This window comes from Enterobacter sp. S-33 (assembly GCF_028735835.1).
Classification (GTDB): Bacteria; Pseudomonadota; Gammaproteobacteria; order Enterobacterales; family Enterobacteriaceae; genus Enterobacter; species Enterobacter vonholyi.
This window is the reverse complement of sequence record NZ_CP117838.1, coordinates 1,724,590-1,747,444: the sequence shown is the minus strand read 5'-3', so window position 1 is coordinate 1,747,444 and position 22,855 is coordinate 1,724,590. Positions and strand designations below refer to the sequence as shown.

24 protein-coding genes are annotated in these 22,855 nt (G+C 55.3%); 2 read left to right on the top strand and 22 right to left on the bottom strand.

From position 1 onward, the window contains the following. Positions 1-99 precede the first annotated feature (99 nt). The 20 genes from ycfP to yceD all read right to left on the bottom strand — a co-directional run bounded on the left by ycfP (position 100) and on the right by yceD (position 16,484). Complete coding sequence (ycfP, locus tag PUP35_RS08235) at positions 100-642, bottom strand: alpha/beta hydrolase YcfP (protein ID WP_008500781.1); 543 nt, start codon at positions 640-642, stop codon at positions 100-102. A 34-nt stretch (positions 643-676) separates the two neighbouring features. Next, complete coding sequence (gene nagZ / locus PUP35_RS08230) at positions 677-1,702, bottom strand: beta-N-acetylhexosaminidase (RefSeq protein WP_127732759.1); 1,026 nt, start codon at positions 1,700-1,702, stop codon at positions 677-679. 11 nt (positions 1,703-1,713) lie between these two features. Next, complete coding sequence (thiK, locus tag PUP35_RS08225) at positions 1,714-2,538, bottom strand: thiamine kinase (protein WP_274242640.1); 825 nt, start codon at positions 2,536-2,538, stop codon at positions 1,714-1,716. Continuing rightward, entirely contained in the window at positions 2,519-3,163 is a 645-nt protein-coding gene (lpoB, locus tag PUP35_RS08220; RefSeq protein WP_197737691.1) for a penicillin-binding protein activator LpoB, read from the bottom strand. The genes thiK and lpoB overlap by 20 nt, the downstream gene beginning before the upstream one ends. Positions 3,164-3,176: 13 nt before the next feature. Further along, positions 3,177-3,551: a YcfL family protein gene (locus PUP35_RS08215; protein WP_111965547.1), complete on the bottom strand. Its 375-nt coding sequence runs from the start codon at positions 3,549-3,551 to the stop codon at positions 3,177-3,179. Between the two features lies 1 nt (position 3,552). Continuing rightward, entirely contained in the window at positions 3,553-3,912 is a 360-nt protein-coding gene (gene hinT / locus PUP35_RS08210) for a purine nucleoside phosphoramidase (protein ID WP_014069796.1), read from the bottom strand. 247 nt (positions 3,913-4,159) lie between these two features. Further along, positions 4,160-5,593: a PTS glucose transporter subunit IIBC gene (gene ptsG, locus PUP35_RS08205; RefSeq protein ID WP_023311158.1), complete on the bottom strand. Its 1,434-nt coding sequence runs from the start codon at positions 5,591-5,593 to the stop codon at positions 4,160-4,162. A gap of 297 nt (positions 5,594-5,890) precedes the next feature. Then, positions 5,891-6,685: a metal-dependent hydrolase gene (locus PUP35_RS08200; protein ID WP_248173490.1), complete on the bottom strand. Its 795-nt coding sequence runs from the start codon at positions 6,683-6,685 to the stop codon at positions 5,891-5,893. A 10-nt stretch (positions 6,686-6,695) separates the two neighbouring features. Beyond that, positions 6,696-7,700, bottom strand: coding sequence for a DNA polymerase III subunit delta' (holB, locus tag PUP35_RS08195; protein ID WP_274242634.1), 1,005 nt, complete (start codon positions 7,698-7,700; stop codon positions 6,696-6,698). Further along, positions 7,697-8,338 (bottom strand): dTMP kinase, encoded by a 642-nt coding sequence (gene tmk / locus PUP35_RS08190; RefSeq protein WP_133294167.1) that lies wholly within the window; start codon positions 8,336-8,338, stop codon positions 7,697-7,699. The genes holB and tmk overlap by 4 nt, the downstream gene beginning before the upstream one ends. After that, a complete protein-coding gene (yceG, locus tag PUP35_RS08185) occupies positions 8,328-9,350 on the bottom strand; it encodes a cell division protein YceG (protein ID WP_111965543.1) in 1,023 nt (340 codons plus the stop codon). Before yceG ends, tmk begins: the two co-directional genes overlap by 11 nt. 2 nt (positions 9,351-9,352) lie before the next feature. Continuing rightward, positions 9,353-10,162: an aminodeoxychorismate lyase gene (pabC, locus tag PUP35_RS08180; RefSeq protein WP_143344935.1), complete on the bottom strand. Its 810-nt coding sequence runs from the start codon at positions 10,160-10,162 to the stop codon at positions 9,353-9,355. 120 nt (positions 10,163-10,282) lie between these two features. Beyond that, positions 10,283-11,524: a beta-ketoacyl-ACP synthase II gene (fabF, locus tag PUP35_RS08175; RefSeq protein WP_032639670.1), complete on the bottom strand. Its 1,242-nt coding sequence runs from the start codon at positions 11,522-11,524 to the stop codon at positions 10,283-10,285. Between the two features lie 91 nt (positions 11,525-11,615). Then, entirely contained in the window at positions 11,616-11,852 is a 237-nt protein-coding gene (acpP, locus tag PUP35_RS08170; protein WP_003857954.1) for an acyl carrier protein, read from the bottom strand. Positions 11,853-12,005: 153 nt separating this feature from the next. Then, positions 12,006-12,740 (bottom strand): 3-oxoacyl-ACP reductase FabG, encoded by a 735-nt coding sequence (gene fabG, locus PUP35_RS08165; RefSeq protein ID WP_008500795.1) that lies wholly within the window; start codon positions 12,738-12,740, stop codon positions 12,006-12,008. Between the two features lie 12 nt (positions 12,741-12,752). Then, entirely contained in the window at positions 12,753-13,682 is a 930-nt protein-coding gene (fabD, locus tag PUP35_RS08160) for an ACP S-malonyltransferase (protein ID WP_111965541.1), read from the bottom strand. Between the two features lie 15 nt (positions 13,683-13,697). After that, a complete protein-coding gene (locus tag PUP35_RS08155; RefSeq protein WP_115874729.1) occupies positions 13,698-14,651 on the bottom strand; it encodes a beta-ketoacyl-ACP synthase III in 954 nt (317 codons plus the stop codon). 6 nt (positions 14,652-14,657) lie between these two features. After that, positions 14,658-15,692: a phosphate acyltransferase PlsX gene (plsX, locus tag PUP35_RS08150; RefSeq protein ID WP_060568787.1), complete on the bottom strand. Its 1,035-nt coding sequence runs from the start codon at positions 15,690-15,692 to the stop codon at positions 14,658-14,660. Positions 15,693-15,772: 80 nt separating this feature from the next. Beyond that, on the bottom strand, positions 15,773-15,946 hold the full coding sequence (gene rpmF / locus PUP35_RS08145; protein WP_003857964.1) for a 50S ribosomal protein L32: 174 nt from the start codon (positions 15,944-15,946) through the stop codon (positions 15,773-15,775). A gap of 16 nt (positions 15,947-15,962) precedes the next feature. After that, a complete protein-coding gene (yceD, locus tag PUP35_RS08140) occupies positions 15,963-16,484 on the bottom strand; it encodes a 23S rRNA accumulation protein YceD (RefSeq protein ID WP_014883375.1) in 522 nt (173 codons plus the stop codon). Between the two features lie 140 nt (positions 16,485-16,624). Between yceD and PUP35_RS08135 the strand changes: the two genes are divergently transcribed. Then, entirely contained in the window at positions 16,625-17,209 is a 585-nt protein-coding gene (locus PUP35_RS08135) for a Maf family protein (protein WP_115874728.1), read from the top strand. 65 nt (positions 17,210-17,274) lie between these two features. Here the strand turns inward: PUP35_RS08135 and rluC are convergent, their stop codons facing one another. Further along, positions 17,275-18,222: a 23S rRNA pseudouridine(955/2504/2580) synthase RluC gene (rluC, locus tag PUP35_RS08130; RefSeq protein WP_021240761.1), complete on the bottom strand. Its 948-nt coding sequence runs from the start codon at positions 18,220-18,222 to the stop codon at positions 17,275-17,277. 572 nt (positions 18,223-18,794) lie between these two features. Between rluC and rne the strand changes: the two genes are divergently transcribed. Then, positions 18,795-21,890: a ribonuclease E gene (gene rne, locus PUP35_RS08125; RefSeq protein ID WP_271367631.1), complete on the top strand. Its 3,096-nt coding sequence runs from the start codon at positions 18,795-18,797 to the stop codon at positions 21,888-21,890. A 48-nt stretch (positions 21,891-21,938) separates the two neighbouring features. Here rne and PUP35_RS08120 read toward each other — a convergent pair whose 3' ends face one another. Beyond that, positions 21,939-22,841 (bottom strand): LysR family transcriptional regulator, encoded by a 903-nt coding sequence (locus tag PUP35_RS08120; protein ID WP_407719094.1) that lies wholly within the window; start codon positions 22,839-22,841, stop codon positions 21,939-21,941. Positions 22,842-22,855: the final 14 nt, after the last annotated feature.

Genomic DNA, 22,855 nt, shown 5'->3' with positions numbered 1-22,855 from the left:
TATGCATCAAGTTTTGATGGCTTAAAAGTAGACAATTCTGGTCAAAAAGAAAGCCCGGCACGCTTTCACGGCCGGGCTTCGACGCCTGCAGGTAAGAAATTAACCCAGCGTTTTAAATGCTTTGATACGCTGCAGGTGCGGGGAGATGTTTTTGAACTTGTGGGTCTGTTCTTCGTCCCAGACAATTTCGTAATAATGATGCAGCAGCTCTGCCGCCCGGTGGCTGTTGAGCGCCTCATCGTTACGCGACAGGATCACCAGACAGCGGTCACGGTTTTTCTCACGAAAATTACTCACGCACTTGGTTGCAATATCGACATACTCTTCCGGGCGGTCAATTTTGCCTTCCATGTTCTCGTTCGGGAACAGGTTAGGATTGAATACCACCTGACGGATGTCGCACAGGAAGCCAATGCGCTCCGCCCAGTAGCCGCCCAGCCCCACGCCGCAGATCAACGGGCGATCGTCGACGTTGAGCTGCAACATCTTGTCCACCTCTTTGAGCAGATGCTGCATATCGTGCTTCGGATGGCGCGTGCTGTAGCTGATCAACCGTACATCCGGATCGATAAACTGCAGCTGCAGCACCTTCTCATGATTACCAGGGCTGTTTGAGTCAAAACCGTGTAAATAGATGATCATCGTCTTCTCACCACGCTACGCCTTCCGGGAGGGTTTACAGGCTGGCTTTATGTGCCTGCCAGCGCTCATTCAGGTCTTCAAGCCGGGCGTTGACCGTCTTCCAGCGCGCCGAATCCATCAGCTCCTGACGGCTAAATGAACCTTTATGATACAATTGTGTAACACGCTCAGCTTTGATCGGCGACAGGTTATCCAGCACGCTAACGGCACCTTTACGATTATTGCAGACCAGGATCATATCGCAACCTGCATCCAGCGACGCCTGACCACGTTCAGCGTAGCTGCCCATAATCGCCGCCCCTTCCATCGATAAATCGTCAGAGAAGATCACGCCATTGAAGCCCAGCTCCTGACGCAAAACGGTTTTCAGCCAGTGCGGAGAGCCGCTGGCAGGGCGCGGGTCAACGTCGCTATAAATCACGTGCGCAGGCATGATGGCATCAAGCTTGTTGTCGGTGATAAGCGACCTGAACACCGACATATCTTTGGCGCGAATTTCCGCTTCCGGGCGCGGATCGCGAGGGGTCTCTTTATGCGAGTCCGCCGTGACCGCCCCGTGGCCCGGGAAGTGTTTCCCGGTGGTTTTCATCCCGGCATCGTGCATGCCGTCGATGAACCGGGTCGCCATGGCCAGCGCAATGCGCGGATCTTCATGGTACGAGCGCTCGCCAATGGCGGCGCTGATATGCCCCACGTCCAGAACCGGGGCAAAACTGATGTCGATATCCATGGCAATCATTTCACTGGCCATCAGCCAGCCAGCCTCCTGCGCCAGTTTCCCGCCCTCTTCCGTGCCGAGCAGCGCGGCAAAAGACTGGGCTGCCGGCAGGCGGGTAAATCCTTCGCGAAAACGCTGCACGCGTCCGCCTTCCTGATCGACGGCGACCACCAGATGGTTGCGCGACGCGGCGCGGATCTGACGCACCAGCTCACGCAGCTGCGCCGGATCGTGATAGTTGCGGGTAAACAGGATAAGCCCCCCCACCAGCGGATGCGCCAGAATTTCACGCTCCTCCGCATCCAGCTCAAACCCTTCTACATCCAACATGACTGGACCCACATCCACCTCTCTTATCCTTTAGTTTGTAACTGACGCCAGGCATCGTCTGCCAGCGCAATAAATTGTTTGTCTCTGGACTGCCGATAGCGCATTTCAAACCAGCCAGCCATTAACATGACGACCCAGGGCCGCCAGCGTTTAACCTGACGCTTCAGCGCGTCGGCGTTAATGTGTGCCACCTGGGCGTAGTCCATGATGAGCATTTGCCGCGCGGCTTCACTCTCCGTCCAGACGGCCGCCAGCTCCAGCGCGACATCGCCATCTCCGGCATATTCCCAGTCGATGAGCCTGATGCCCGCTGACGTATGCACAATATTTCCGGCATGAACATCCATGTGCAGCGGCGAGAGCCGAATCGGCTGCGGCTCGCCCGTTTTATGCAGCCGCCTGAGATGCGCCAGCCACATTGGGGTGCGTCTGTCAGGCGCGGCCTGCAGCCAGTAGCGTTCCAGCAGCGGGTATAACGTGATTCGCCATCCCAGACGTGGCTGCTGGTGCAGATGATACAGCATCGCCGCGAGCACAGTCGTGTCCGGCAGCGCGCTTTTAACATCACCTTCCAGATAGTCGACGGCCATCCAGCCCTGTCTGAAAAAACGAGGGGCAGGCACGAGATCTGACGGTAGACGCCTCAGGGCGCGAAACTGACGACGGAAATGGGAGGCAGGCGCATCGGGGTCATGGTTTTGCCGCAAGATCAGACGTTGTTCGCCCTGCGCTATAATGCAACTCGCGCCGCCAAGCCCGGAATGGGCCTGCGGCGCGATAAGGCGGTACTGAGGAAAATAGCGCGTCAGAATCTCTTCACGCGTGCTGTCATTGTTGCGTAACCGCACCTTTACCTGACCAGATAATTTCGCCTGTCTGAACCAGCATCAGCTGCATCTGCAGGGCTGGTGTATTCACGTTACCGGTGGCGTTAGAGTAAAGCACATACTGTGCGCCAACGTTACGGGCAATACCGATCGCCTTGCTGCGGGTACCGAGGCTATCCTGCGGCGAAAGGCCCAGCTGCTGTTTGGCTACCGCGAGCTGTTGAGCCGAGACCAGCGTAAACTTACCGTTGTTTGCCAGGGCATTGCGCAGAGTTTCCGTCGCTTCACCCGCATTCAGCGAACCGTTGGTACGGTTGTTCACGCTATCGACCAGCAACACGCTACCTGCCGTCACGCCCTGTGCCTGCAGCATTTTGCCGACCATGGGCTGCATTGCGCCGTTCCAGTCGTAATGACGCACGCGCGGCGTGGGTTGCGACGTCTGGTCCGGATGTTCAATCGGGCCTGGCTGTGACGGAATAGACGGCACAGACGGCACGGTTGGCTGCTGCTGCGTTGGCGGCGTCGGCTGTTCAGTGCCCGGTTTCGCCTCTTCCACAGGCGCTGGCTGTTCAGTTCGGGTCACACACCCTGCCAGGAACAGAGCGAAAGCTGTCACGAGCGCATAGCGGCTCAAATTTTTAATCAAGGTTCACCCCTCAGAGATAAAGATAAAGTCTCACCTTATGTGCACCCAGATAGTTGGCGCTGCCATAGAGCGTTACCGACGACCTGGCCGGAATGGTGACGCTGCGAGGCGCCTCCAGCGGATGCATTTCAAGACCTCTTACGTCATACCAGAAAAAACGGTAGTGGACCGTCACGGGCTCATGTCTTTCATTAAAGAGCGTAGAGGAGGCAGATGAGTTGATTTCACTGATAGTCAACGCGGGCTGTTGCGCCGTGATGCCCGCGGCAAGCACGGAGGATTCCATGACCAGCGTCTGTTCATCATTCACGGGGATCGCCGGGCGCGAGCTGCACCCCACAATCATCATCGTCATTATCAGCGCTGCAATACGCCCTTTAAGCATGTCAAAGACCTTTATGTGCCAGCATCGGTCCCAGAGGACGACCACCCAGCAGATGCATGTGAATATGATAAACTTCCTGGCCACCGTGACGGTTGCAGTTCATGATCAGACGATAACCGTCTTGTGCAATGCCTTCCTGTTCAGCGATTTTCGCGGCCACCGTCAGCATACGACCTAACGCCACTTCATGCTCGGTTTTTACGTCGTTTACAGTCGGAATCAGAATATTGGGAATAATAAGGATGTGCGTCGGGGCCTGAGGGGAAATGTCCCGGAAAGCCGTCACCAGTTCATCCTGATAGACGATATCCGACGGAATTTCGCGGCGGATAATTTTACTGAAAATCGTTTCTTCAGCCATGACCTTTTCCTTTTTTGTTTAATCTGGCGCAATGCGTCCGCTGTAAACACACTCCCGGGATCGGTGTGTGACACAATGCAAGAGTATGAGCGAGTTTCTCCTGTCCTTTCAACCTCCTCCCTCGATTTCTTTCCTGAATGTTCATCAGCTGACTGAAGAGTGACCGCTCTTGTGCCTCAGTGGCGTTTTTTAAGACACAAATAAAAAAGGCAGCCATTCGGCTGCCTTAGTCTCCCCAGGTCACAACTTAGTTGCTGCGGATGTACTCATCCATTTCGGTTTTCAGGTTATCGGATTTGGTACCGAAGATTGCCTGTACACCAGAACCTGCAACAACTACGCCCGCTGCGCCCAGTTTTTTCAGACCCGGCTGGTCTACTTTCGCTACGTCGGCAACGCTCACACGCAGACGAGTGATGCACGCGTCCAGGTTAGTGATGTTCTCTTTACCGCCGAACGCTGCGACCAGTGCCGGAGCCATTTCGCTGGTCGCGCCAGCTTTGCTGTCTTCTGTCGCATCTTCACGACCCGGAGTTTTCAGGTCCAGTGCTTTAATCAGCACGCGGAAGATGGTGTAGTAAACAACGGCATAGCACGCACCCACGATTGGGAACAGCCACAGTTTGCTGCTGTTACCGGACAGAACGATGAAGTCGATCAGGCCGTGAGAGAAGGACGTACCGTCACGCATACCCAGCAGGATACAGATTGGGAACGCCAGGCCCGCCAGAATCGCGTGGATAACGTACAGGATCGGCGCAACGAACATGAAGGAGAACTCGATCGGCTCGGTGATGCCGGTCAGGAACGAGGTCAGCGCTGCGGAGATCATGATACCGCCCACTTTTGCACGGTTCTCTGGCTTAGCAGAGTGCCAGATAGCAATCGCCGCTGCTGGCAGACCGTACATTTTGAACAGGAAGCCACCAGACAGTTTACCTGCAGTTGGGTCGCCCGCCATGTAACGTGGGATATCGCCGTGGAATACCTGGCCTGCTGCGTTGGTGAATTCACCAATCTGCATCTGGAAAGGAACGTTCCAGATGTGGTGCAGACCGAATGGCACCAGGCAACGCTCGATGAAGCCGTAGATACCAAACGCCACAACCGGGTTCTGGTAAGCAGCCCACTGAGAGAAGGTCTGGATAGCAGAGCCGATTGGTGGCCAGATGAAGGACAGGATCACGCCAGTGAAAATCGCTGCCAGACCAGAAATGATCGGAACGAAACGCTTGCCCGCAAAGAAGCCCAGATACTCAGGCAGCTTGATGCGATAGAAGCGGTTAAACATATACGCTGCAATCGCACCGGAGATGATACCGCCCAGAACACCGGTGTCCGCCAGGTGTTTCGCAGCGATCTCTTCTGCCGGTAAATGCAGAACCAGCGGCGCAACCACAGCCATGGTTTTCACCATGATGCCGTAGGCAACCACTGCAGCCAGCGCAGAAACGCCGTCGTTATTGGTGAAGCCCAGAGCTACACCGATCGCGAAGATCAGTGGCATGTTAGCAAAGACAGAACCGCCTGCTTCGGCCATCACGTGGGACACTACGGCTGGCAGCCAGCTGAAGTTAGCAGAACCGACACCCAGCAGGATACCTGCGATAGGCAGTACGGATACTGGCAGCATCAGCGATTTACCGACCTTTTGCAGGTTAGCAAATGCATTCTTAAACATAATTGAGAGTGCTCCTGAGTATTTGTGCTTTTTTTACGCTTTCACGCATTGGCCCGGGGGGAGTACCGTGCCGTGGACAGGACATCTAAGCGCCCTTTATTTATTACACAGAGTAAAATAATTCCCTCTGAGTTTGTTTGACGGCTATCACGTTTCAGCTTAAGGCGGTCGAAAAACTTTCAGTTATTTACAAAAAGCATGTCCGGATGTGTCTAAAAACACCCTCACCGCCCCAAATGAGGCGGTGAACTTTACTCGCTTTACTTATTAATTACGAGCCTAAAAAAAACAGGTGTATCAGACAGATTGCAGGCGGGCGGGGTCAATATGGAACAGCGCGGAGAAGTTTTCCGTCGTCACGCGGGCCAGCTCATCGATACTGACGCCCTTCAGAACGGCCATGTACTCAGCCACATCTCTGGTCATTGCGGGCTGGTTCTCTTTACCGCGATGCGGTACCGGTGCCAGGTACGGAGAATCTGTCTCCACCAGAATGCGATCGAGCGGAACATAACGTGCAGCATCACGCAGCTGCTCAGCGTTACGGAACGTCACGATCCCCGAAAACGAGATATAAAACCCCAAATCAAGCAGTTTACCCGCCGTTTCTCTGTCTTCTGTGAAACAGTGTAGTACGCCACCGCAATCCGTCACGTTTTCTTCCCGGAGGATCGCCAGCGTATCCGCACGTGCATCGCGAGTGTGGACGATAACCGGCTTATTCAGTTCACGGCCAATGCGAATATGGTTGCGGAAGGACTCCTGCTGGCGAGATTTGGTTTCCGGCGTGTAAAAATAGTCCAGCCCGGTTTCGCCCATCGCCACCACGCCCTCTTCTGCTGCCAGGCGGCGAAGATCCTCAACGTCGTAGGCCTCGTCCTGATTCAACGGGTGCACGCCGCAGGAGAACACCACGTTATCGCGAATGCCCACCAGCTCACGCATGGAGCGATAGCCCGGCAGCGTCGTCGCCACCGCAAGGCAAAATTTCACATCGCGGGCAGCGGCTTTTGCCAGCACGTCATCCACGTTTTTATGCAGGGATTGATAATCCAGGCCATCAAGATGGCAGTGTGAGTCGACTAAAAACATAATGTCTCTCTCAGAGATGGGAAACAGGCGGTGTGACGCCGGGTTGCAGGTAATGTTCGATACGCAGTAACTGGTCGGTCAGTAAAAGCTCGCGATTAAGCCCCGTCACGGTTAAAAGCTGTTCACGGCTTTGGCAAATTTCATGAAGCATAGCGTGAAGAACCGTCCCTGAGAGGCGGTTCGCCAGCGTATTCACCAGCGGCCACGCATCCGGGTTGGTCAAAAGCGTTGCCCCTTGCTGGATTTTGAGCGCATCCAGCAGCAAGGAGGCCAGCCAGTGCAGCCGATCAACGGCCCGATCGCTGTTAAGCGCAGGCAGTAAACTTAGCCAGTCGTGGTTATTCAGTGCCGTTTCGATGGCACGGCAGAGCGTTTCTCGCTCTGACCAGACGTCAGGCTGCAGTAATGCCAGCGCCGCCGCAGGCGCGCCGCTGCTCAGGCGCAAGGCGGACAGCGTGCTCTCAGGTGACGTTGTCACCTCTCGTTCCAGCCAGCTCAGCGCCCACGATTCCTGAGGAACCGCAAGGTGATGAAGACGACAGCGGCTACGCAGCGTCGCCAGTAATCGTCCCGGATCGCGGCACGAGAGGAAAAACCACGTTTTCACCGGTGGCTCTTCCAGGGTTTTCAGCAGGGCATTAGCGGCCGCCTCGGTCAGCTGCGTGGCGTCTTTAAGCCAGACCACTTTAGCGCCGCCCAGCCGCGCGTGTTCATACAATTTTTCACTGACTTCCCGCACGGCATCGATACCCAGCGCGCTTTTACCCTTCTCAGGCTCAAGGGTGTAGTAGTCAGGATGTGTACCCGCCTGCATCAGCTGGCAGCCGCGGCATTTGCCGCAGCTCTTATGCCCTTCCGGCTGCTGGCACATCAGAAAACGGGTGATGGCATAAATCAACGCGTCATCGCCCATTCCCGGCAATGCCTGAATCAGTAACGCATGATGCCCCCGCCCCGCCTGATAGCTGCCGATCAGCTGTTCAAAGTGCGGGCGCAACCATGGATACCATTTCATGCCTGCTGCTCCTGCACCCACTGCGTCACGGTTTGCTGAATGTCACGCGTGACGTCGTCCAGGGATTGCGTCGCATCGATGGTACAAATTGAGCTGTCCTGTGCGGCCAGTTCAAGATAGCGCGCACGGGTGCGGTTAAAGAAATCAAACGACTCTTGTTCTATGCGGTCCAGCTCGCCGCGCGCGCGGGCACGCTTGAGGCCCACTTCCGGGGTTACATCCAGATAGAGCGTCAGGTCGGGGCGAAAATCTCCCAGTACGGCATTACGCAGCGTTGCCAGCATGGTCTGGTCGATGCCGCGTCCGCCGCCCTGATACGCCTGAGTCGACAGATCGTGACGGTCACCGATCACCCACTTACCCTCGGCCAGGGCGGGTTTGATCACCGTCTCAACCAGCTGCACGCGCGCCGCGTAGAACATCAGCACTTCGGCTTTGTCAGTGATAACTTCGTCGCCGACGGATTTAATATCCAGCACCAGGCTGCGCAGCTTTTCAGCCAGCTGCGTGCCGCCCGGCTCACGGGTAAACACCATGTCCGCCACGCCAAGTGATTTGAGCGTATCCACTACCACGTTGCGGGCAGTGGTTTTACCCGCCCCTTCAAGTCCCTCAATGACAATGTATTTACTGCGCATTTTTTTCCTTAAGTGCCTTCAGATAGTCCTGAACAGAGCGGTTGTGGCTGGCAAGGTTGGTGTTAAAGGTGTGCCCCCCTTTTCCATCAGCCACAAAATAGAGATACGGTGTTTTAGCCGGATGCGCGGCTGCTTTTAGCGACGCCTCGCTCGGCGTGGCAATCGGGCCTGGCGGTAAACCGCTAATCACGTAGGTATTATACGCCGTTGGCGTCTCCAGATCTTTTCGTGAGATCTTGCCGGCGTAGCTCTCGCCCATGCCGTAGATAACGGTAGGATCGGTTTGCAGACGCATGCCGATACGCAGACGGTTGATAAACACCGACGCCACCCGATCGCGCTCGGCGGCAACGGCGGTCTCTTTCTCAATGATCGAGGCCATGGTTACGAACTGGTTCTGATCGCTGTAAGGCAATCCTTCCATTCGCCCCTGCCAGGCGGCATCCACTGCGGCGACCATTTTTTTGTGCGCCCGCTTAAGGATGGCCACATCGGTCGTGCCTGCCGTGTACATCCAGGTGTCTGGCCAGAACCAGCCTTCCACCCATTCCGGATGCTCAAGCTTCAGCGCTTCTGCTACCGTCTGATAGCTATCGTCTTTTAACGTATGTTTGATATACGGCGCATCGCGCAGCTGTTTAAGGTAATCGCTCAGGCGCATCCCTTCCACAAATCGCAGAGGGAACTGGGCTTCTTTGCCGCTTTCGAGCAGCTGCAGCATCTCTCTGACGGTCATTCCAGGCGTAAAGCGATAGGTCCCGGCTTTGAAATGTGACAGCTCAGGTTCCACGCGCAATAACCACTGGAAGACCCGTGGACGATTAATAATCTTGTCGCCATAGAGCTGTTCCCCAAGCGCCTGACGGCCGGTTCCCGCTTTCAGGGTAAAGATCGTTTCGTCTTTAACCAGGATCTTGCTGTCAGCCAGCTGGCGAACTTTCCATACGCCTGCTCCGCCAGCGATGCCCAGCGCGACGATGAGGATAAGGACAAAGCGCAACATTTTTTTCATGACTATCTGATTTGCTCACATATCGGGGCTAAAAACTGAAACAGCTCGCGCGAGGACCAGCGTTGTTGGCCATACGCACGGACGGGTACAACAGGCATCAGCGCGTTGCAGATGATGACTTCATCTGCGGCCTTTAGCGCGGTTTCTCCTGCACTAACTTCGACAACGCGAAAGCCAGAGCGTGCCAGCTGTTCCAGACAAAACTGACGCATTAACCCATTTACGCCAGCGTGTTCCAGCGACGGAGTGAACACCTCTCCTCCCTGCCGCCAGAGTAAATTAGCCGCACAGCATTCCGTAATGAACCCTTCGCTGTCAAGAACCAGCGCCTCATCGGCGTCCGTCTGTTCAAGATGAGTACGAATGAGCACCTGCTCCAGGCGATTGAGATGCTTAAGCCCGGCCAGCATCGGGTTTCGTCCCAGTCGCACCGGGCTCAGCGTCAGCGTGACGCCGTCTTCTCGCCAGCGAGAGTAATGCGCGGGATAAGCAGATACGGAGAGGATTCGCGTTGGGTTGAGACATGATGCAGCGCTATACCCCCGGCCACCACTGCCGCGGCTGATGATAACCTTGAGTACGCCGCTGTGCTTCTTTGACGCGAGCTGGCACATTTCCTGACGCAGCATGTCCCAGTGCGTAAAAGGGATCATTAGCTTTTCACAGCCATGCTGCAGGCGTCGAATATGCGCCTCCAGCAGGCAGACATCGCCATCCAGAATGCGCGCCGTCGTAAAGCAACCATCACCGAACTGTATCGCCCTGTCGCTGGCAGGCAGCGTGTCCTGCTCAAGGCCATTGATTAAAAACATGGTGGCTCCTTATGCGTGGGCGTTTAGTCTGGCAGGATGTCATGCAGCCGACAAGAAGATTAGCCTTAATAAAAAAGGCCCGGCAAGCGGACCTTTTTAAAAGCTATCGGGACGTCAGGATCAGATCTTTTTGAAGATCAGAGAACCGTTGGTGCCGCCGAAGCCGAAGGAGTTACACAGGGTGTACTCCATACCGCTAACCTGACGCGCTTCGTGAGGAACGAAGTCCAGATCGCAACCTTCATCCGGGTTATCCAGGTTGATGGTTGGCGGAACAGCCTGATCGCGCAGCGCAAGGATGGAGTAGATTGACTCTACTGCACCCGCCGCGCCCAGCAGGTGACCGGTCATGGATTTCGTTGAACTTACCAGTACGCGGCTGGCAGACTCGCCGAAGATAGATTTAACCGCCTGAGCTTCAGCTTTATCGCCTGCAGGAGTAGACGTGCCGTGCGCGTTAACATAGCCAATCTGAGCCGGGGTAATACCCGCATCACGGATTGCGTTTTCCATCGCCAGCGCAGCACCTGCACCGTTCTCCGGAGGAGACGTCATGTGGTACGCATCGCTGCTCATACCAAAGCCAACGACTTCAGCATAAATTTTCGCACCGCGTTTTTTCGCGTGTTCGTACTCTTCCAGTACGATCATGCCCGCCCCGTCGCCCAGCACGAAGCCGTCACGGTCTTTATCCCACGGACGGCTTGCCGCCTGCGGGTTATCATTACGGGTAGACAGCGCACGGGCTGCGCCGAAACCGCCAACACCCAGCGGGGTACTGGCTTTTTCAGCACCGCCGGCAACCATAGCATCTGCATCGCCGTACGCAATAATGCGCGCGGCCTGGCCGATGTTATGTACGCCAGACGTACAGGCGGTCGCGATAGAAATGCTTGGCCCACGCAGGCCGAACATGATGGTCAGGTGACCTGCCACCATATTAACAATCGTGGACGGAACGAAGAACGGGCTGATCTTACGCGGGCCGCCATTCATCAGAGATGTATGGTTTTCCTCGATCAGGCCAAGACCGCCAATCCCGGAGCCGATAGCGGCGCCGATACGGGTTGCGTTCTCTTCCGTAATCTCAAGGCCAGAATCCTGCATGGCCTGAACGCCAGCGACAATTCCATATTGAATGAAGGCATCCATCTTGCGCTGTTCTTTGCGCGAGATGATCTCTTCACAGTTAAAATCCTTTACTAAGCCAGCAAATTTCGTTGCATAGGCGCTAGTATCGAAATGGTCGATTAGGCTGATGCCGCTCTGACCGGCAAGGAGAGCTTTCCAGGTGGACTCTACGGTATTGCCGACAGGAGACAACATGCCAAGTCCGGTCACAACTACACGACGCTTAGACACGTTTGTCCTCCAGGGAGGGATAAAAAAAGAGATTCGTGGGACTAAAAAAGATAAAACTCAGGCGGTCGAATGACCGCCTGGAGATGTTCACTTACGCCTGGTGACCGTTGATGTAATCAATGGCAGCCTGAACGGTGGTGATCTTCTCAGCTTCTTCGTCCGGAATCTCAGTATCAAACTCTTCTTCCAGAGCCATTACCAGCTCAACGGTGTCAAGAGAATCTGCGCCCAGGTCTTCAACGAAGGAAGCGGAGTTCACAACTTCTTCCTGCTTAACGCCCAGCTGTTCGCCGATAATTTTCTTAACGCGTTCTTCGATAGTGCTCATACTCTTAAATTTCCTATCAAAACTCGCTTTCGCGATGGTTTTCGTAGTGTATAAAATGTTGAAAAATTTGCAACTAAATCCCGGCAGTTCTTACCACGATTTTACGTTATTTTGAGGCCTTTTACCCAAATAACGCAAATTTTTTTATCGTGGTTAAACCATATACATCCCGCCGTTGACGTGGAGGGTCTCACCAGTGATGTAACCCGCTTCGTCAGAGGCTAAAAATGCAACCGCACTGGCGATTTCTTTAGGGTCGCCAAGACGACCCGCCGGAACTGCCGCCAGCGTACCCGCACGCTGCTCATCAGTCAGCGCACGCGTCATGTCCGTTTCAATAAAGCCCGGAGCAACAACGTTTACCGTAATACCGCGGGACGCAACTTCACGCGCCAGCGACTTACTGAAACCAATCAGACCTGCTTTCGCCGCAGCGTAGTTAGCCTGACCAGCATTTCCCATGGTACCTACCACAGAACCGACAGTGATAATACGACCATGACGCTTTTTCATCATAGCGCGCATTACCGCTTTTGACAGACGGAATACAGATGACAGGTTGGTTTCGATGATATCGTTCCACTCGTCGTCTTTCATTCGCATTAACAGGTTATCGCGAGTGATCCCGGCATTGTTTACCAGAATATCCACTTCGCCAAACTCTGCGCGAATATTTTCCAGAACAGATTCGATAGATGCAGGTTCAGTCACATTCAGTACCAGACCTTTACCGTTTGCACCCAGATACTCGCTGATGGCCTGAGCGCCATTCTCGCTGGTTGCTGTACCAATCACCTTCGCGCCGCGCGCAACCAGTGTTTCAGCAATTGCACGCCCGATACCGCGGCTTGCGCCAGTGACCAGGGCGATTTTTCCTTCAAAACTCATGGTATTCCTCTTTTATTGCGAGAGTGCCGCTGACATCGCTTCCGGCTCGTTAATCGCCGAGGCTGTCAGGGTGTCAACAATACGTTTTGTCAGACCGGTGAGGACTTTACCTGGGCCGACTTCATACAGATGCTCAACGCCCTGTGCGGCCATAAACTCAACGGTTTTGGTCCACTGTACCGGGCTATAGAGCTGGCGAACCAGCGCGTCACGGATAGCTTCCGGCGCGGTTTCGCATTTCACATCGACGTTGTTCACGACAGAAATCGTCGGTGCGTTAAAGGTAATTTTTTCCAGCTCAACCGCCAGCTTCTCGGCAGCAGGCTTCATCAGCGCGCAGTGAGACGGCACGCTGACAGGCAGCGGCAGCGCACGCTTAGCGCCCGCTGCTTTACAGGCCGCACCGGCACGTTCAACCGCTTCTTTATGACCTGCGATAACCACCTGACCCGGCGAGTTGAAGTTCACCGGCGAGACAACCTGGCCTTCAGCAGATTCTTCACACGCTTTTGCAATTGCAGCATCATCCAGACCGATAATGGCAGACATGCCGCCCGTGCCTTCCGGCACCGCTTCCTGCATGAATTTACCACGCAGTTCCACCAGACGTACCGCGTCAGCAAACGCGATCACGCCGGCGCACACCAGCGCAGAGTATTCACCCAGGCTATGGCCTGCGAGCAGCGCTGGCGCTTTACCGCCCTGCTGCTGCCAGACGCGCCACAGCGCAACAGATGCGGTCAGCAGCGCTGGCTGGGTCTGCCAGGTTTTGTTCAGCTCTTCGGCCGGCCCCTGCTGGGTCAGCGCCCATAAATCATAACCCAGTGCATCAGAAGCTTCACGGAAAGTCTCTTCAATGACCGGATAGTTTGCTGCCATTTCAGACAACATCCCAACGGTTTGAGAGCCCTGGCCCGGGAACACAAAAGCAAATTGCGTCATTTTTTATTCCTTATCCTAGAAACGAACCAGCGCGGAACCCCAGGTGAACCCGCCACCGAAGGCTTCAAGCAAGACCAGCTGGCCCCGTTTGATTCGTCCATCGCGTACCGCTTCATCAAATGCGCACGGTACCGACGCCGCAGAAGTGTTGCCGTGACGATCCAGGGTCACAACAACGTTATCCATCGACATGCCCAGCTTTTTCGCGGTCGCGCTGATGATGCGCAGGTTCGCCTGATGCGGCACCAGCCAGTCGAGCGAGGAACGCTCAAGGTTATTCGCTTCCAGCGTTTCATCAACGATGTGTGCCAGCTCAGTCACCGCCACCTTGAACACCTCGTTCCCTGCCATGGTCAGGTAAATCGAGTTGTCCGGATTAACGCGATCGGCGTTAGGCAGAGTCAACAGCTCGCCGTAGCTGCCATCAGCATGCAGATGCGTAGAGATGATACCCGGCTCTTCGGACTGCCCCAGCAGCACCGCGCCTGCGCCATCACCAAAAATAATGATCGTTCCGCGATCGGTTGGATCGCAGGTGCGCGCCAGCACGTCAGCACCGATCACCAGCGCATATTTAACGGCACCGGATTTCACGTACTGATCGGCAACGCTCAGCGCATAGGTGAAGCCTGCGCACGCTGCAGCGACGTCAAACGCCGGACAGCCTTTAATGCCGAGCATGTTTTGCACCTGGCACGCTGCACTTGGGAATGCATGCGTGGCAGACGTCGTGGCGACCACGATCAAACCAATCTGTTCTTTATCAATGCCCGCCATTTCGATAGCACGCTGTGCGGCTTCGTAACCCATGGTCGACACTGTTTCGTCTGGCGCGGCAATACGACGTTCACGGATACCTGTGCGCGTGACAATCCACTCGTCAGACGTATCTACCATTTTTTCCAGATCGGCGTTGGTACGCACTTGTTTTGGCAGGTAGCTGCCGGTACCTAAAATCTTCGTATACATGTACGCTCAGTCACTTTTAGCTAATACAGATTCCAGGCGAGCGGCAATCCGTTGAGGGACTTGTCGCTGCACCGCCTGCACTGCCTGTTCAATCGCGACAGCAAATGCTCGCTGATTGGCGGCGCCATGACTCTTAATCACGATGCCGCGCAATCCTAACAGACAGGCGCCATTATACTGGTCGGGGTTGAGGTGACTGAATCGCCGCGTCAGGCTCTTTTGTAGCCAACGCTTCAATAAAATGAGCCACCAGGCGCTTTTTTTGCCTTCTCCCTGAGATTTCAGCAGAGAAAGAAACATGCGCACGACCCCTTCCATGGTCTTCAACGTGACGTTTCCGGTGAAGCCATCGCACACCAGAACATCCGTTTTCCCCGTCAACAACTCATTGGCTTCGAGATAACCAATATAGTTGATGGAGGGAACCTGTTTGAGCAATTCAGCCGCTTCGCGAATGCTGTCCAGGCCTTTGGTCTCTTCTTCACCAATGTTCAGTAACGCAACACGGGGAGTGTTGATCCCGACAACTTCTTCTGCCAGCACCGATCCCATCACGGCAAACTGTGCCAGCATAGTACTATCACAGTCGACGTTAGCGCCTAAATCGAGCACCACCGTCTTGCCCTTCTGCTGATGCGGTAATACCGTCACCAGCGCCGGGCGCTCAATACCTTCTATAGGTTTGAGCAGTAATTTCGACAGCCCCATCAGCGCGCCGGTATTTCCCGCGCTAACGCAAGCCTGGGCTCGCCCTTCTTTCACCAACTCCAGCGCTATCCGCATAGAGCTGCCACGACTATTGCGAATAGCCTGCGAGGGTCGGGCATCACTGGCAATAACTGACTGCGCAGGAATAATCTGCAGACGCGAACGTTGTTCAAAGTCAGCTTTTGCGAGTAATGGCGTGATTGCGTCGGGATTGCCGACTAAAAGAAGTGTGAGTTGCGAATTAGAATTCAGTGCCTGCAATGCTGCAGGCACTGTCACGGAAGGGCCAAAATCTCCCCCCATGACATCTAACGCCAGGGTTAGACGTGTCAAGGTATCGTCGCAGCCTGGTTCGGTAAATTCCCCGTTTACACGGGGAAATCCTCACTAAGCCTAATCACGCTTGCGCGTGATTACTTAGTGATAACCTTGCGGCCGCGGTAGAAACCGTCAGCGGTGATGTGGTGACGCAGGTGTTTCTCACCAGAAGTCTTGTCTACAGACAGGCTGGTAACTGCGGTCAGCGCGTCATGGGAACGACGCATGCCACGTTTGGAACGGGTTGGTTTATTCTGTTGTACGGCCATGGACCTTACTCCTCAATTACTTACGCTTTAAGCTGGCTAATACGGCAAATGGGTTTGGTTTTTGCGCTTCATCAGGCAGTTCCCCAAAGACCATGTCCGCCTCGGACACTTCACAGTGTTCAGAATCATGCACCGGAACTACTGGCAAGGTGAGGATGATTTCATCTTCAACCAGAGCCAGAAGATCGATTTCACCGAATTCGTTAACCTCAATCGGCTCATACGCTTCCGGGAGTGCTTCAGCCTGTTCGTCAGAACGGACCGGACTGAAACAATACGTTGTGTGAACATGCTGTACAAACGGTTTCCCGCAACGCTGACACTCGAGCGTTACCGTTACCTTCGCATCACCGGTTAAAACGGCGAGACGCTGGTTGTCGATAGCGAACGACATGGAGCATTCTACATCACTGTCCACACTGACTACGGATTCGGCAATACGCTCAGCCTGATCGGAAGTATAGATACCTTCATAATCGAGGCGTTTTTGAGCCGTACGAACCGGATCAAGAGTCAGGGGTAATTTTACCTTTTGCATAGGGCGCGCATATTAACTTTGTAACGTCATAGAGTCAAAGAAAAAGGCAACCAGAGCTGCCTTTTGCCAATTATTCGCACACATTGCGGCCTGTAGTTTAAAATGGCTGGCATCGATACGCTATATCTGGTGATAAAAATATGCCAAATCTCGTCCTAGCTTCCACGTCTCCCTATCGCCGAATGCTGCTGGAAAAGCTCGGGATCCCGTTTGAATGCGCCGCGCCAGAGGTTGATGAGACGCCACAGCCGGGTGAATCACCGCGTCATCTGGTGACGCGTCTCGCTAAAGAGAAAGCGCAGTCGCTGGCAGCACGTTACCCCGCACATTTGATTATAGGCTCCGATCAGGTTTGCGTACTGGACGGCGAAATCACCGGCAAGCCCCATACGGAGGAGAACGCCTGCCAGCAGCTTCTGCGTGCACGAGGCAGCATCGTGACCTTTTATACCGGCCTGGCGCTCTATAACTCCGCTTCCGGTCATCTGCAAACTGAATGCGAACCGTTCGACGTGCACTTCCGCCATCTCAGCGAGCAGGAGATTATGGATTACGTGCGCCGTGAGCGACCGCTGAACTGCGCGGGGAGCTTTAAAAGTGAAGGATTGGGGATTGCACTTTTCGACAAGCTGGACGGTCGGGATCCCAACACCCTGGTGGGGTTACCGCTAATTGCCCTGTGTCAGATGTTAAGACGAGAAGAGTGTAATCCGCTGACGATGTGACTGGGACGTTGCGGCCTGATGCCCTCACCCGCCCCTCTCCCACAGGGAGAGGGAGGAAGGCAAAATCAGCCGCGCAAAACCTTAAGACAGCGTTTCAGCTGCTCATCCAGCGGCGCTTCAATACGGATCACTTCACCGGTATTCGGATGGGTAAACTTCAGCGCTGCCGCATGCAGGAACAGACGCGACAGCCCCGTTCCCGCCAGCTGCTTATCAAACTCGCGGTCGCCATAGCGGTCATCAAACGCGATGGGATGCCCTGCAAACTGCGTATGCACGCGGATCTGGTGGGTCCGGCCGGTCACCGGACTGCAGCGCACCAGCGTGGCAAACTCATACCGCTCTTCAACCTTAAAGCGCGTCTCAGACGGTTTCCCTTCCTGGCTCACGCGGACAATACGCTCACCGCTTTGCAGAATATTTTTCAGCAGCGGCGCCTGCACCACTTTAACATGGGACTGCCACTGGCCGCGCACCAGCGCCAGATAGTCTTTCTGCATCCCTTTTTCACGAAGCTGTTCATGCAGAGAACGCAGCGCGGAACGCTTTTTCGCCACCAGCAGTACGCCAGAGGTGTCGCGGTCAAGACGATGCACCAGTTCAAGGAAGCGCGCTTCCGGGCGCAGGGCACGCAGCCCTTCAATCACGCCGAAGCTCAGACCGCTACCGCCATGAACAGCCGTCCCTGACGGTTTATTCAGCACCAGAATGTGGTCGTCTTCATAAAGGATCACATCGCTCAGGGCCGCCACTTTCTGTAGCTTCGGTGAAACGGTCTCTTCCTCACGCTCTGCCACGCGCACCGGTGGAATACGCACTTCGTCACCGGCTTCGAGTTTGTACTCGGGCTTCACGCGTTTTTTGTTAACCCGCACCTCGCCCTTACGCAGAATGCGGTAAATCATGCTCTTTGGCACCCCTTTTAGCTGGGTGCGCAAAAAGTTATCGATACGCTGCCCCGCTTCATCTTCGGCGATGGCAACCATTTTTACGGCTGGAGTCTCTGTTTTCATGGTTGGCGATTCTAAATATCGTCAGCCATTAGCGCCACTCATTTTTCTATGCTTATATTTACTTTTATCCGGCCTGCTACCCGTTTCGCGCAACCGATTTGGTGGTTATTAAACCAATCTCCATTCTGAAGTGAAGAAACTGTGAGTAACCGGGTGATAATTGGTAAAAGTCATCTTGCTATAACCCGGCGAGCAGTGGAATAATGAGGCTGTTTTCCGTGTTAAATCCTGGTTAAGTAAGGATGTTGACGGAATGACCAATTTTGTCTGACCGATCATCCACGCAGCAATGGCGTAAGACGTATTGATCTTTCAGGCAGTTAGCGGGCTGCGGGTTGCAGTACTTCCCGGTATAAGGATTGTTCTCTGGAGAGTTCTACCCAGGCAATTCCCCTGATAATTGCGCTGTGTTTCCGTATGAAATACAGGCAACCGACACTCTGCGCCTCTTAAGCGAGCGACAACCGTGAGGTTGGCGACGTGAACAGACACGAGGCCATCGGTTCATACCCCGGAAAGCGTCACCTTGCCCGCAGCTTTGTCGTCAATGTAAGAATAACGAGTAAGTTACGATGAAAAGAATGTTAATCAACGCAACTCAGCAAGAAGAGTTGCGTGTCGCCCTTGTGGATGGGCAGCGCCTGTACGATCTGGATATCGAAAGTCCTGGACACGAACAGAAAAAAGCGAACATTTACAAAGGTAAAATCACCCGCATTGAACCAAGCCTTGAAGCTGCATTTGTCGATTACGGTGCTGAGCGTCATGGTTTCCTCCCTCTGAAAGAAATTGCCCGCGAATATTTCCCTGCAAACTACAACGCCCATGGCCGCCCAAACATCAAAGATGTGCTGCGTGAAGGTCAGGAAGTTATCGTTCAGATTGATAAAGAAGAGCGTGGCAACAAAGGTGCCGCACTAACAACTTTTATCAGCCTGGCAGGGAGCTATCTGGTTCTGATGCCAAACAACCCGCGTGCGGGTGGCATCTCTCGCCGTATCGAAGGTGATGACCGTACCGAGCTGAAAGAAGCGCTGGCAAGCCTCGAGCTGCCTGATGGCATGGGGCTTATCGTGCGTACCGCAGGCGTTGGCAAATCCGCCGAAGCGCTGCAGTGGGACCTGAGCTTCCGTCTGAAGCACTGGGAAGCCATCCAAAAAGCAGCGGAAAGCCGCCCTGCTCCGTTCCTGATCCACCAGGAAAGCAACGTTATCGTGCGTGCCTTCCGTGACTACCTGCGTCAGGACATCGGTGAAATTCTGATCGATAACCCGAAAGTACTTGAGCTGGCGCGCCAGCACATTGCCGCGCTGGGTCGTCCGGATTTCACCAGCAAAATTAAACTGTACACCGGTGAAATACCGCTGTTCAGCCACTATCAGATCGAATCCCAGATTGAATCCGCCTTCCAGCGTGAAGTGCGCCTGCCATCCGGCGGTTCTATCGTTATCGATACCACTGAAGCGCTGACCGCTATCGACATCAACTCCGCTCGCGCAACGCGCGGTGGCGATATCGAAGAGACCGCCTTCAACACCAACCTTGAAGCCGCTGATGAAATCGCCCGCCAGCTCCGCCTGCGCGACCTGGGTGGTCTGATTGTTATCGACTTCATCGACATGACCCCTGTTCGCCACCAGCGTGCAGTAGAAAACCGTCTGCGCGAAGCGGTGCGTCAGGATCGTGCGCGTATCCAGATTAGCCATATCTCACGCTTTGGCCTGCTGGAGATGTCCCGCCAGCGTCTGAGCCCGTCGCTGGGTGAGTCCAGCCATCACGTTTGTCCGCGCTGCTCCGGCACCGGTACCGTGCGTGATAACGAATCGCTGTCCCTCTCGATTCTGCGTCTGATTGAAGAAGAAGCGCTGAAAGAGAATACCAAAGAGGTTCACGCGATTGTCCCTGTGCCAATTGCCTCTTACCTGCTGAACGAAAAACGTGCAGCGGTCAGTGCGATTGAAGCGCGTCAGGGTGGCGTTCGCTGCATCATCGTGCCAAACGATCAGATGGAAACCCCGCACTATCACGTGCTGCGTGTCCGTAAAGGCGAAGAGACGTCAACGCTCAGCTACCTGCTGCCGAAGCTGCATGAAGAAGAGATGGCCCTGCCGTCCGATGAAGAGCCAGCCGAGCGCAAGCTGCCTGAGCAGCCTGCGTTAGCGACCTTCATTATGCCTGAAGCACCGCCTGAAGCAGCCCTGGAAAAACCGGCGGCCAAACCTGCGGCGCAGAAACCTGAAGCAACGGCAGCGAAAGCCCAGCCGGCGCAGCCTGGTCTGCTGAGCCGCTTCTTCGGCGCGCTGAAGAAGATGTTTGCCGGTGAGGAAGTTCAGCCTGAGCAGCCGAAAGAAGAGCCAAAAGCGGCCAAGCCTGAGCGTCAGCAGGACCGCCGTAAGCGTCAGAACAACCGCCGCGATCGTAACGACCGCAGCGATCGCAATGACCGCAACGAGCGTCGTGACAACCGTGACAACCGCTCTGAGAATAACGAAGGCCGTGAGCAACGCGAAGACAACCGTCGCAACCGTCGCGAGAAACAGCAGCAGAATGTTGAAGATCGTGAAATTCGCCAGCAGGCGGGCGATGAGTCTGAGAAGAGCAAACAGCGTGACGACCAGCAGCCGCGCCGTGAACGCAACCGTCGCCGTAACGACGAGAAGCGTCAGGCACAGCAGGAAGTCAAAAACCTGAACCGCGAAGAGCCTGTTGAACAGCAGGACGGCGAGCAGGAAGAACGTACTCAGGTAATGCCACGTCGTAAGCAGCGCCAGCTTGCTCAGAAAGTTCGTTTCGCCTCCGAAGCAACCGAAGAGTCAGCAATTGTCCCGGTTGAAACCCGCGAGAGCGCAGCCGGTACTCAGCTTGCAAAAGTTGACCTGCCAGCGGTCGTTGATAACAACGTTGAGCAGGATGATAACGGTGAAAACCGTGATAACGCCGGCATGCCGCGCCGTTCACGTCGTTCCCCACGTCATCTGCGCGTTAGCGGCCAGCGCCGTCGTCGCTATCGTGACGAGCGTTACCCAACTCAGTCGCCAATGCCGCTGACCATTGCCTGTGCTTCACCAGAAATGGCCTCCGGCAAAGTCTGGATCCGCTACCCGGTAGCGCGTCCGGAGCAGGTTGTTGAAGAACAGCCAGTAACCGAAGAGGTTATTGCACCTGCGGCAGCGGTAGAAGAGGTCGTGACTGAAGCGGCAACCGTGGTGGAACCTCAGGTTGTTGAAACTGCAGCCCCTCAGGTAGCTGAAGTCGAAACCACGCATCCGGAAGTGATTGCCGCGCCGGTTGATGCCGCACCGCAGCTTATTGCTGAAGAAGATGTCGTGGTGGCTGAGGAAATCGCTGAAGAAGCTGAACCTGTAGCCGCAGTGGAAGACACCGCTGAAGAAATCGTTCAGGACGTTGAGATTGAGGTTGAACCGGTTGTTGAAGAACCGAAAGCGCCTGAAGTGAAACCAGAGCCGGTTGTTTCTGCGCCAGCCGCTGCCCACGTGGCGACAGCACCAATGACGCGCGCTCCGGCGCCGGATTACGTGCCTGAAGCACCGCGTCACAGCGACTGGGTTCGCCCGGCATTCAGCTTCGAAGGTAAAGGCGCAGCCGGTGGCCACAGTGCAACGCATCAGGCGACTGCACCGGCAACGCGTCCGCAGTCTGTCGAATAACGACAAACGACGCTGAAAGTAAAAAGCCGACCTTAAGGTCGGCTTTTTTTATGGCTGCTGCACGGGCTTCCTCATCCCGGTCACCTCCGGCATGACCTGCCGCATCAACTCCAGAAAACGCCGCAAGCGTGCCGGATAATAACGGGACCAGGGATAAACCAGATGCACCGGTAGCGCCGCTGGCTGCCACTCCGGCAGCAAGTGCACCAGCCGCCCTTCCTGAATATCGTTCTGTACCGTCCAGCTGGAGACCACCGCCACGCCAAGCCCGGTGAGTGCAGTGTTACGTGCGACATACAGGCTGTCGGTACTTAGCCGTGGCGTAATAGCAATCCGCGCGGTGGCGGGCGAAGTATCGTGAAAAAGCTCCACGTGGCGCTGGTAGAAAGAGCTGATGGCTATCCAGGGAAACTGCTGCAAATCCTCCGGCGTGGTAACCGCTGGAAAACGGGCCAGCAGTGCCGGTGAAGCCACCACCGAGCGCGGCACCTCCGCCAGCAGCACGGACACGGTCGCCGGATCGACCTCCACGCCTACCCGAATAGCACAGTCCAGGTTGTCGCCGAGGAAATCCGCCGACCTGTCGTTGAGCATCCACTCAATCGAAAGCTGCGGATAGCGTTGCAAAAATTCGGTTACGGGTTTAAGAAGCTGATCCTGACCAAACGCGTGGGGAGCGCGCACCCGCAGCACGCCTACCGGCTCATCTTCCGTCTGCCCCACCTCATCTTCCAGCGCCAGCCAGCTGTCAATCACCCGACGGGCGTGCTGATAGCAGCGCTCGCCGTCATCCGTCAGCCGCGTCGTGTGGGTGGTGCGCAATATCAGGCGTACGCCCAGCATGGTCTCAAGCGACTGTAACCGTCTGCTCACAGTGGCCTGGGTGGTGGCCAGCTGCCGTGCAGCCGCAGAGAGGGAACCCGCCTCCACGATGCGAACAAACGTCCGCATTAGCTCCACCCTGT

Coding starts and splice junctions, on each gene's coding strand:
- ycfP (WP_008500781.1), bottom strand. CDS start 642: ATGATCATCTATTTACACGGTTTTGACTCAAACAGCCCTGGTAATCAT.
- PUP35_RS08215 (WP_111965547.1), bottom strand. CDS start 3,551: ATGCTTAAAGGGCGTATTGCAGCGCTGATAATGACGATGATGATTGTG.
- hinT (WP_014069796.1), bottom strand. CDS start 3,912: ATGGCTGAAGAAACGATTTTCAGTAAAATTATCCGCCGCGAAATTCCG.
- ptsG (WP_023311158.1), bottom strand. CDS start 5,593: ATGTTTAAGAATGCATTTGCTAACCTGCAAAAGGTCGGTAAATCGCTG.
- PUP35_RS08200 (WP_248173490.1), bottom strand. CDS start 6,685: ATGTTTTTAGTCGACTCACACTGCCATCTTGATGGCCTGGATTATCAA.
- holB (WP_274242634.1), bottom strand. CDS start 7,700: ATGAAATGGTATCCATGGTTGCGCCCGCACTTTGAACAGCTGATCGGC.
- tmk (WP_133294167.1), bottom strand. CDS start 8,338: ATGCGCAGTAAATACATTGTCATTGAGGGACTTGAAGGGGCGGGTAAA.
- yceG (WP_111965543.1), bottom strand. CDS start 9,350: ATGAAAAAAATGTTGCGCTTTGTCCTTATCCTCATCGTCGCGCTGGGC.
- pabC (WP_143344935.1), bottom strand. CDS start 10,162: ATGTTTTTAATCAATGGCCTTGAGCAGGACACGCTGCCTGCCAGCGAC.
- acpP (WP_003857954.1), bottom strand. CDS start 11,852: ATGAGCACTATCGAAGAACGCGTTAAGAAAATTATCGGCGAACAGCTG.
- fabG (WP_008500795.1), bottom strand. CDS start 12,740: ATGAGTTTTGAAGGAAAAATCGCCCTGGTCACTGGCGCAAGCCGCGGT.
- fabD (WP_111965541.1), bottom strand. CDS start 13,682: ATGACGCAATTTGCTTTTGTGTTCCCGGGCCAGGGCTCTCAAACCGTT.
- PUP35_RS08155 (WP_115874729.1), bottom strand. CDS start 14,651: ATGTATACGAAGATTTTAGGTACCGGCAGCTACCTGCCAAAACAAGTG.
- rpmF (WP_003857964.1), bottom strand. CDS start 15,946: ATGGCCGTACAACAGAATAAACCAACCCGTTCCAAACGTGGCATGCGT.
- yceD (WP_014883375.1), bottom strand. CDS start 16,484: ATGCAAAAGGTAAAATTACCCCTGACTCTTGATCCGGTTCGTACGGCT.
- PUP35_RS08135 (WP_115874728.1), top strand. CDS start 16,625: ATGCCAAATCTCGTCCTAGCTTCCACGTCTCCCTATCGCCGAATGCTG.
- rluC (WP_021240761.1), bottom strand. CDS start 18,222: ATGAAAACAGAGACTCCAGCCGTAAAAATGGTTGCCATCGCCGAAGAT.
- rne (WP_271367631.1), top strand. CDS start 18,795: ATGAAAAGAATGTTAATCAACGCAACTCAGCAAGAAGAGTTGCGTGTC.
- PUP35_RS08120 (WP_407719094.1), bottom strand. CDS start 22,841: ATGCGGACGTTTGTTCGCATCGTGGAGGCGGGTTCCCTCTCTGCGGCT.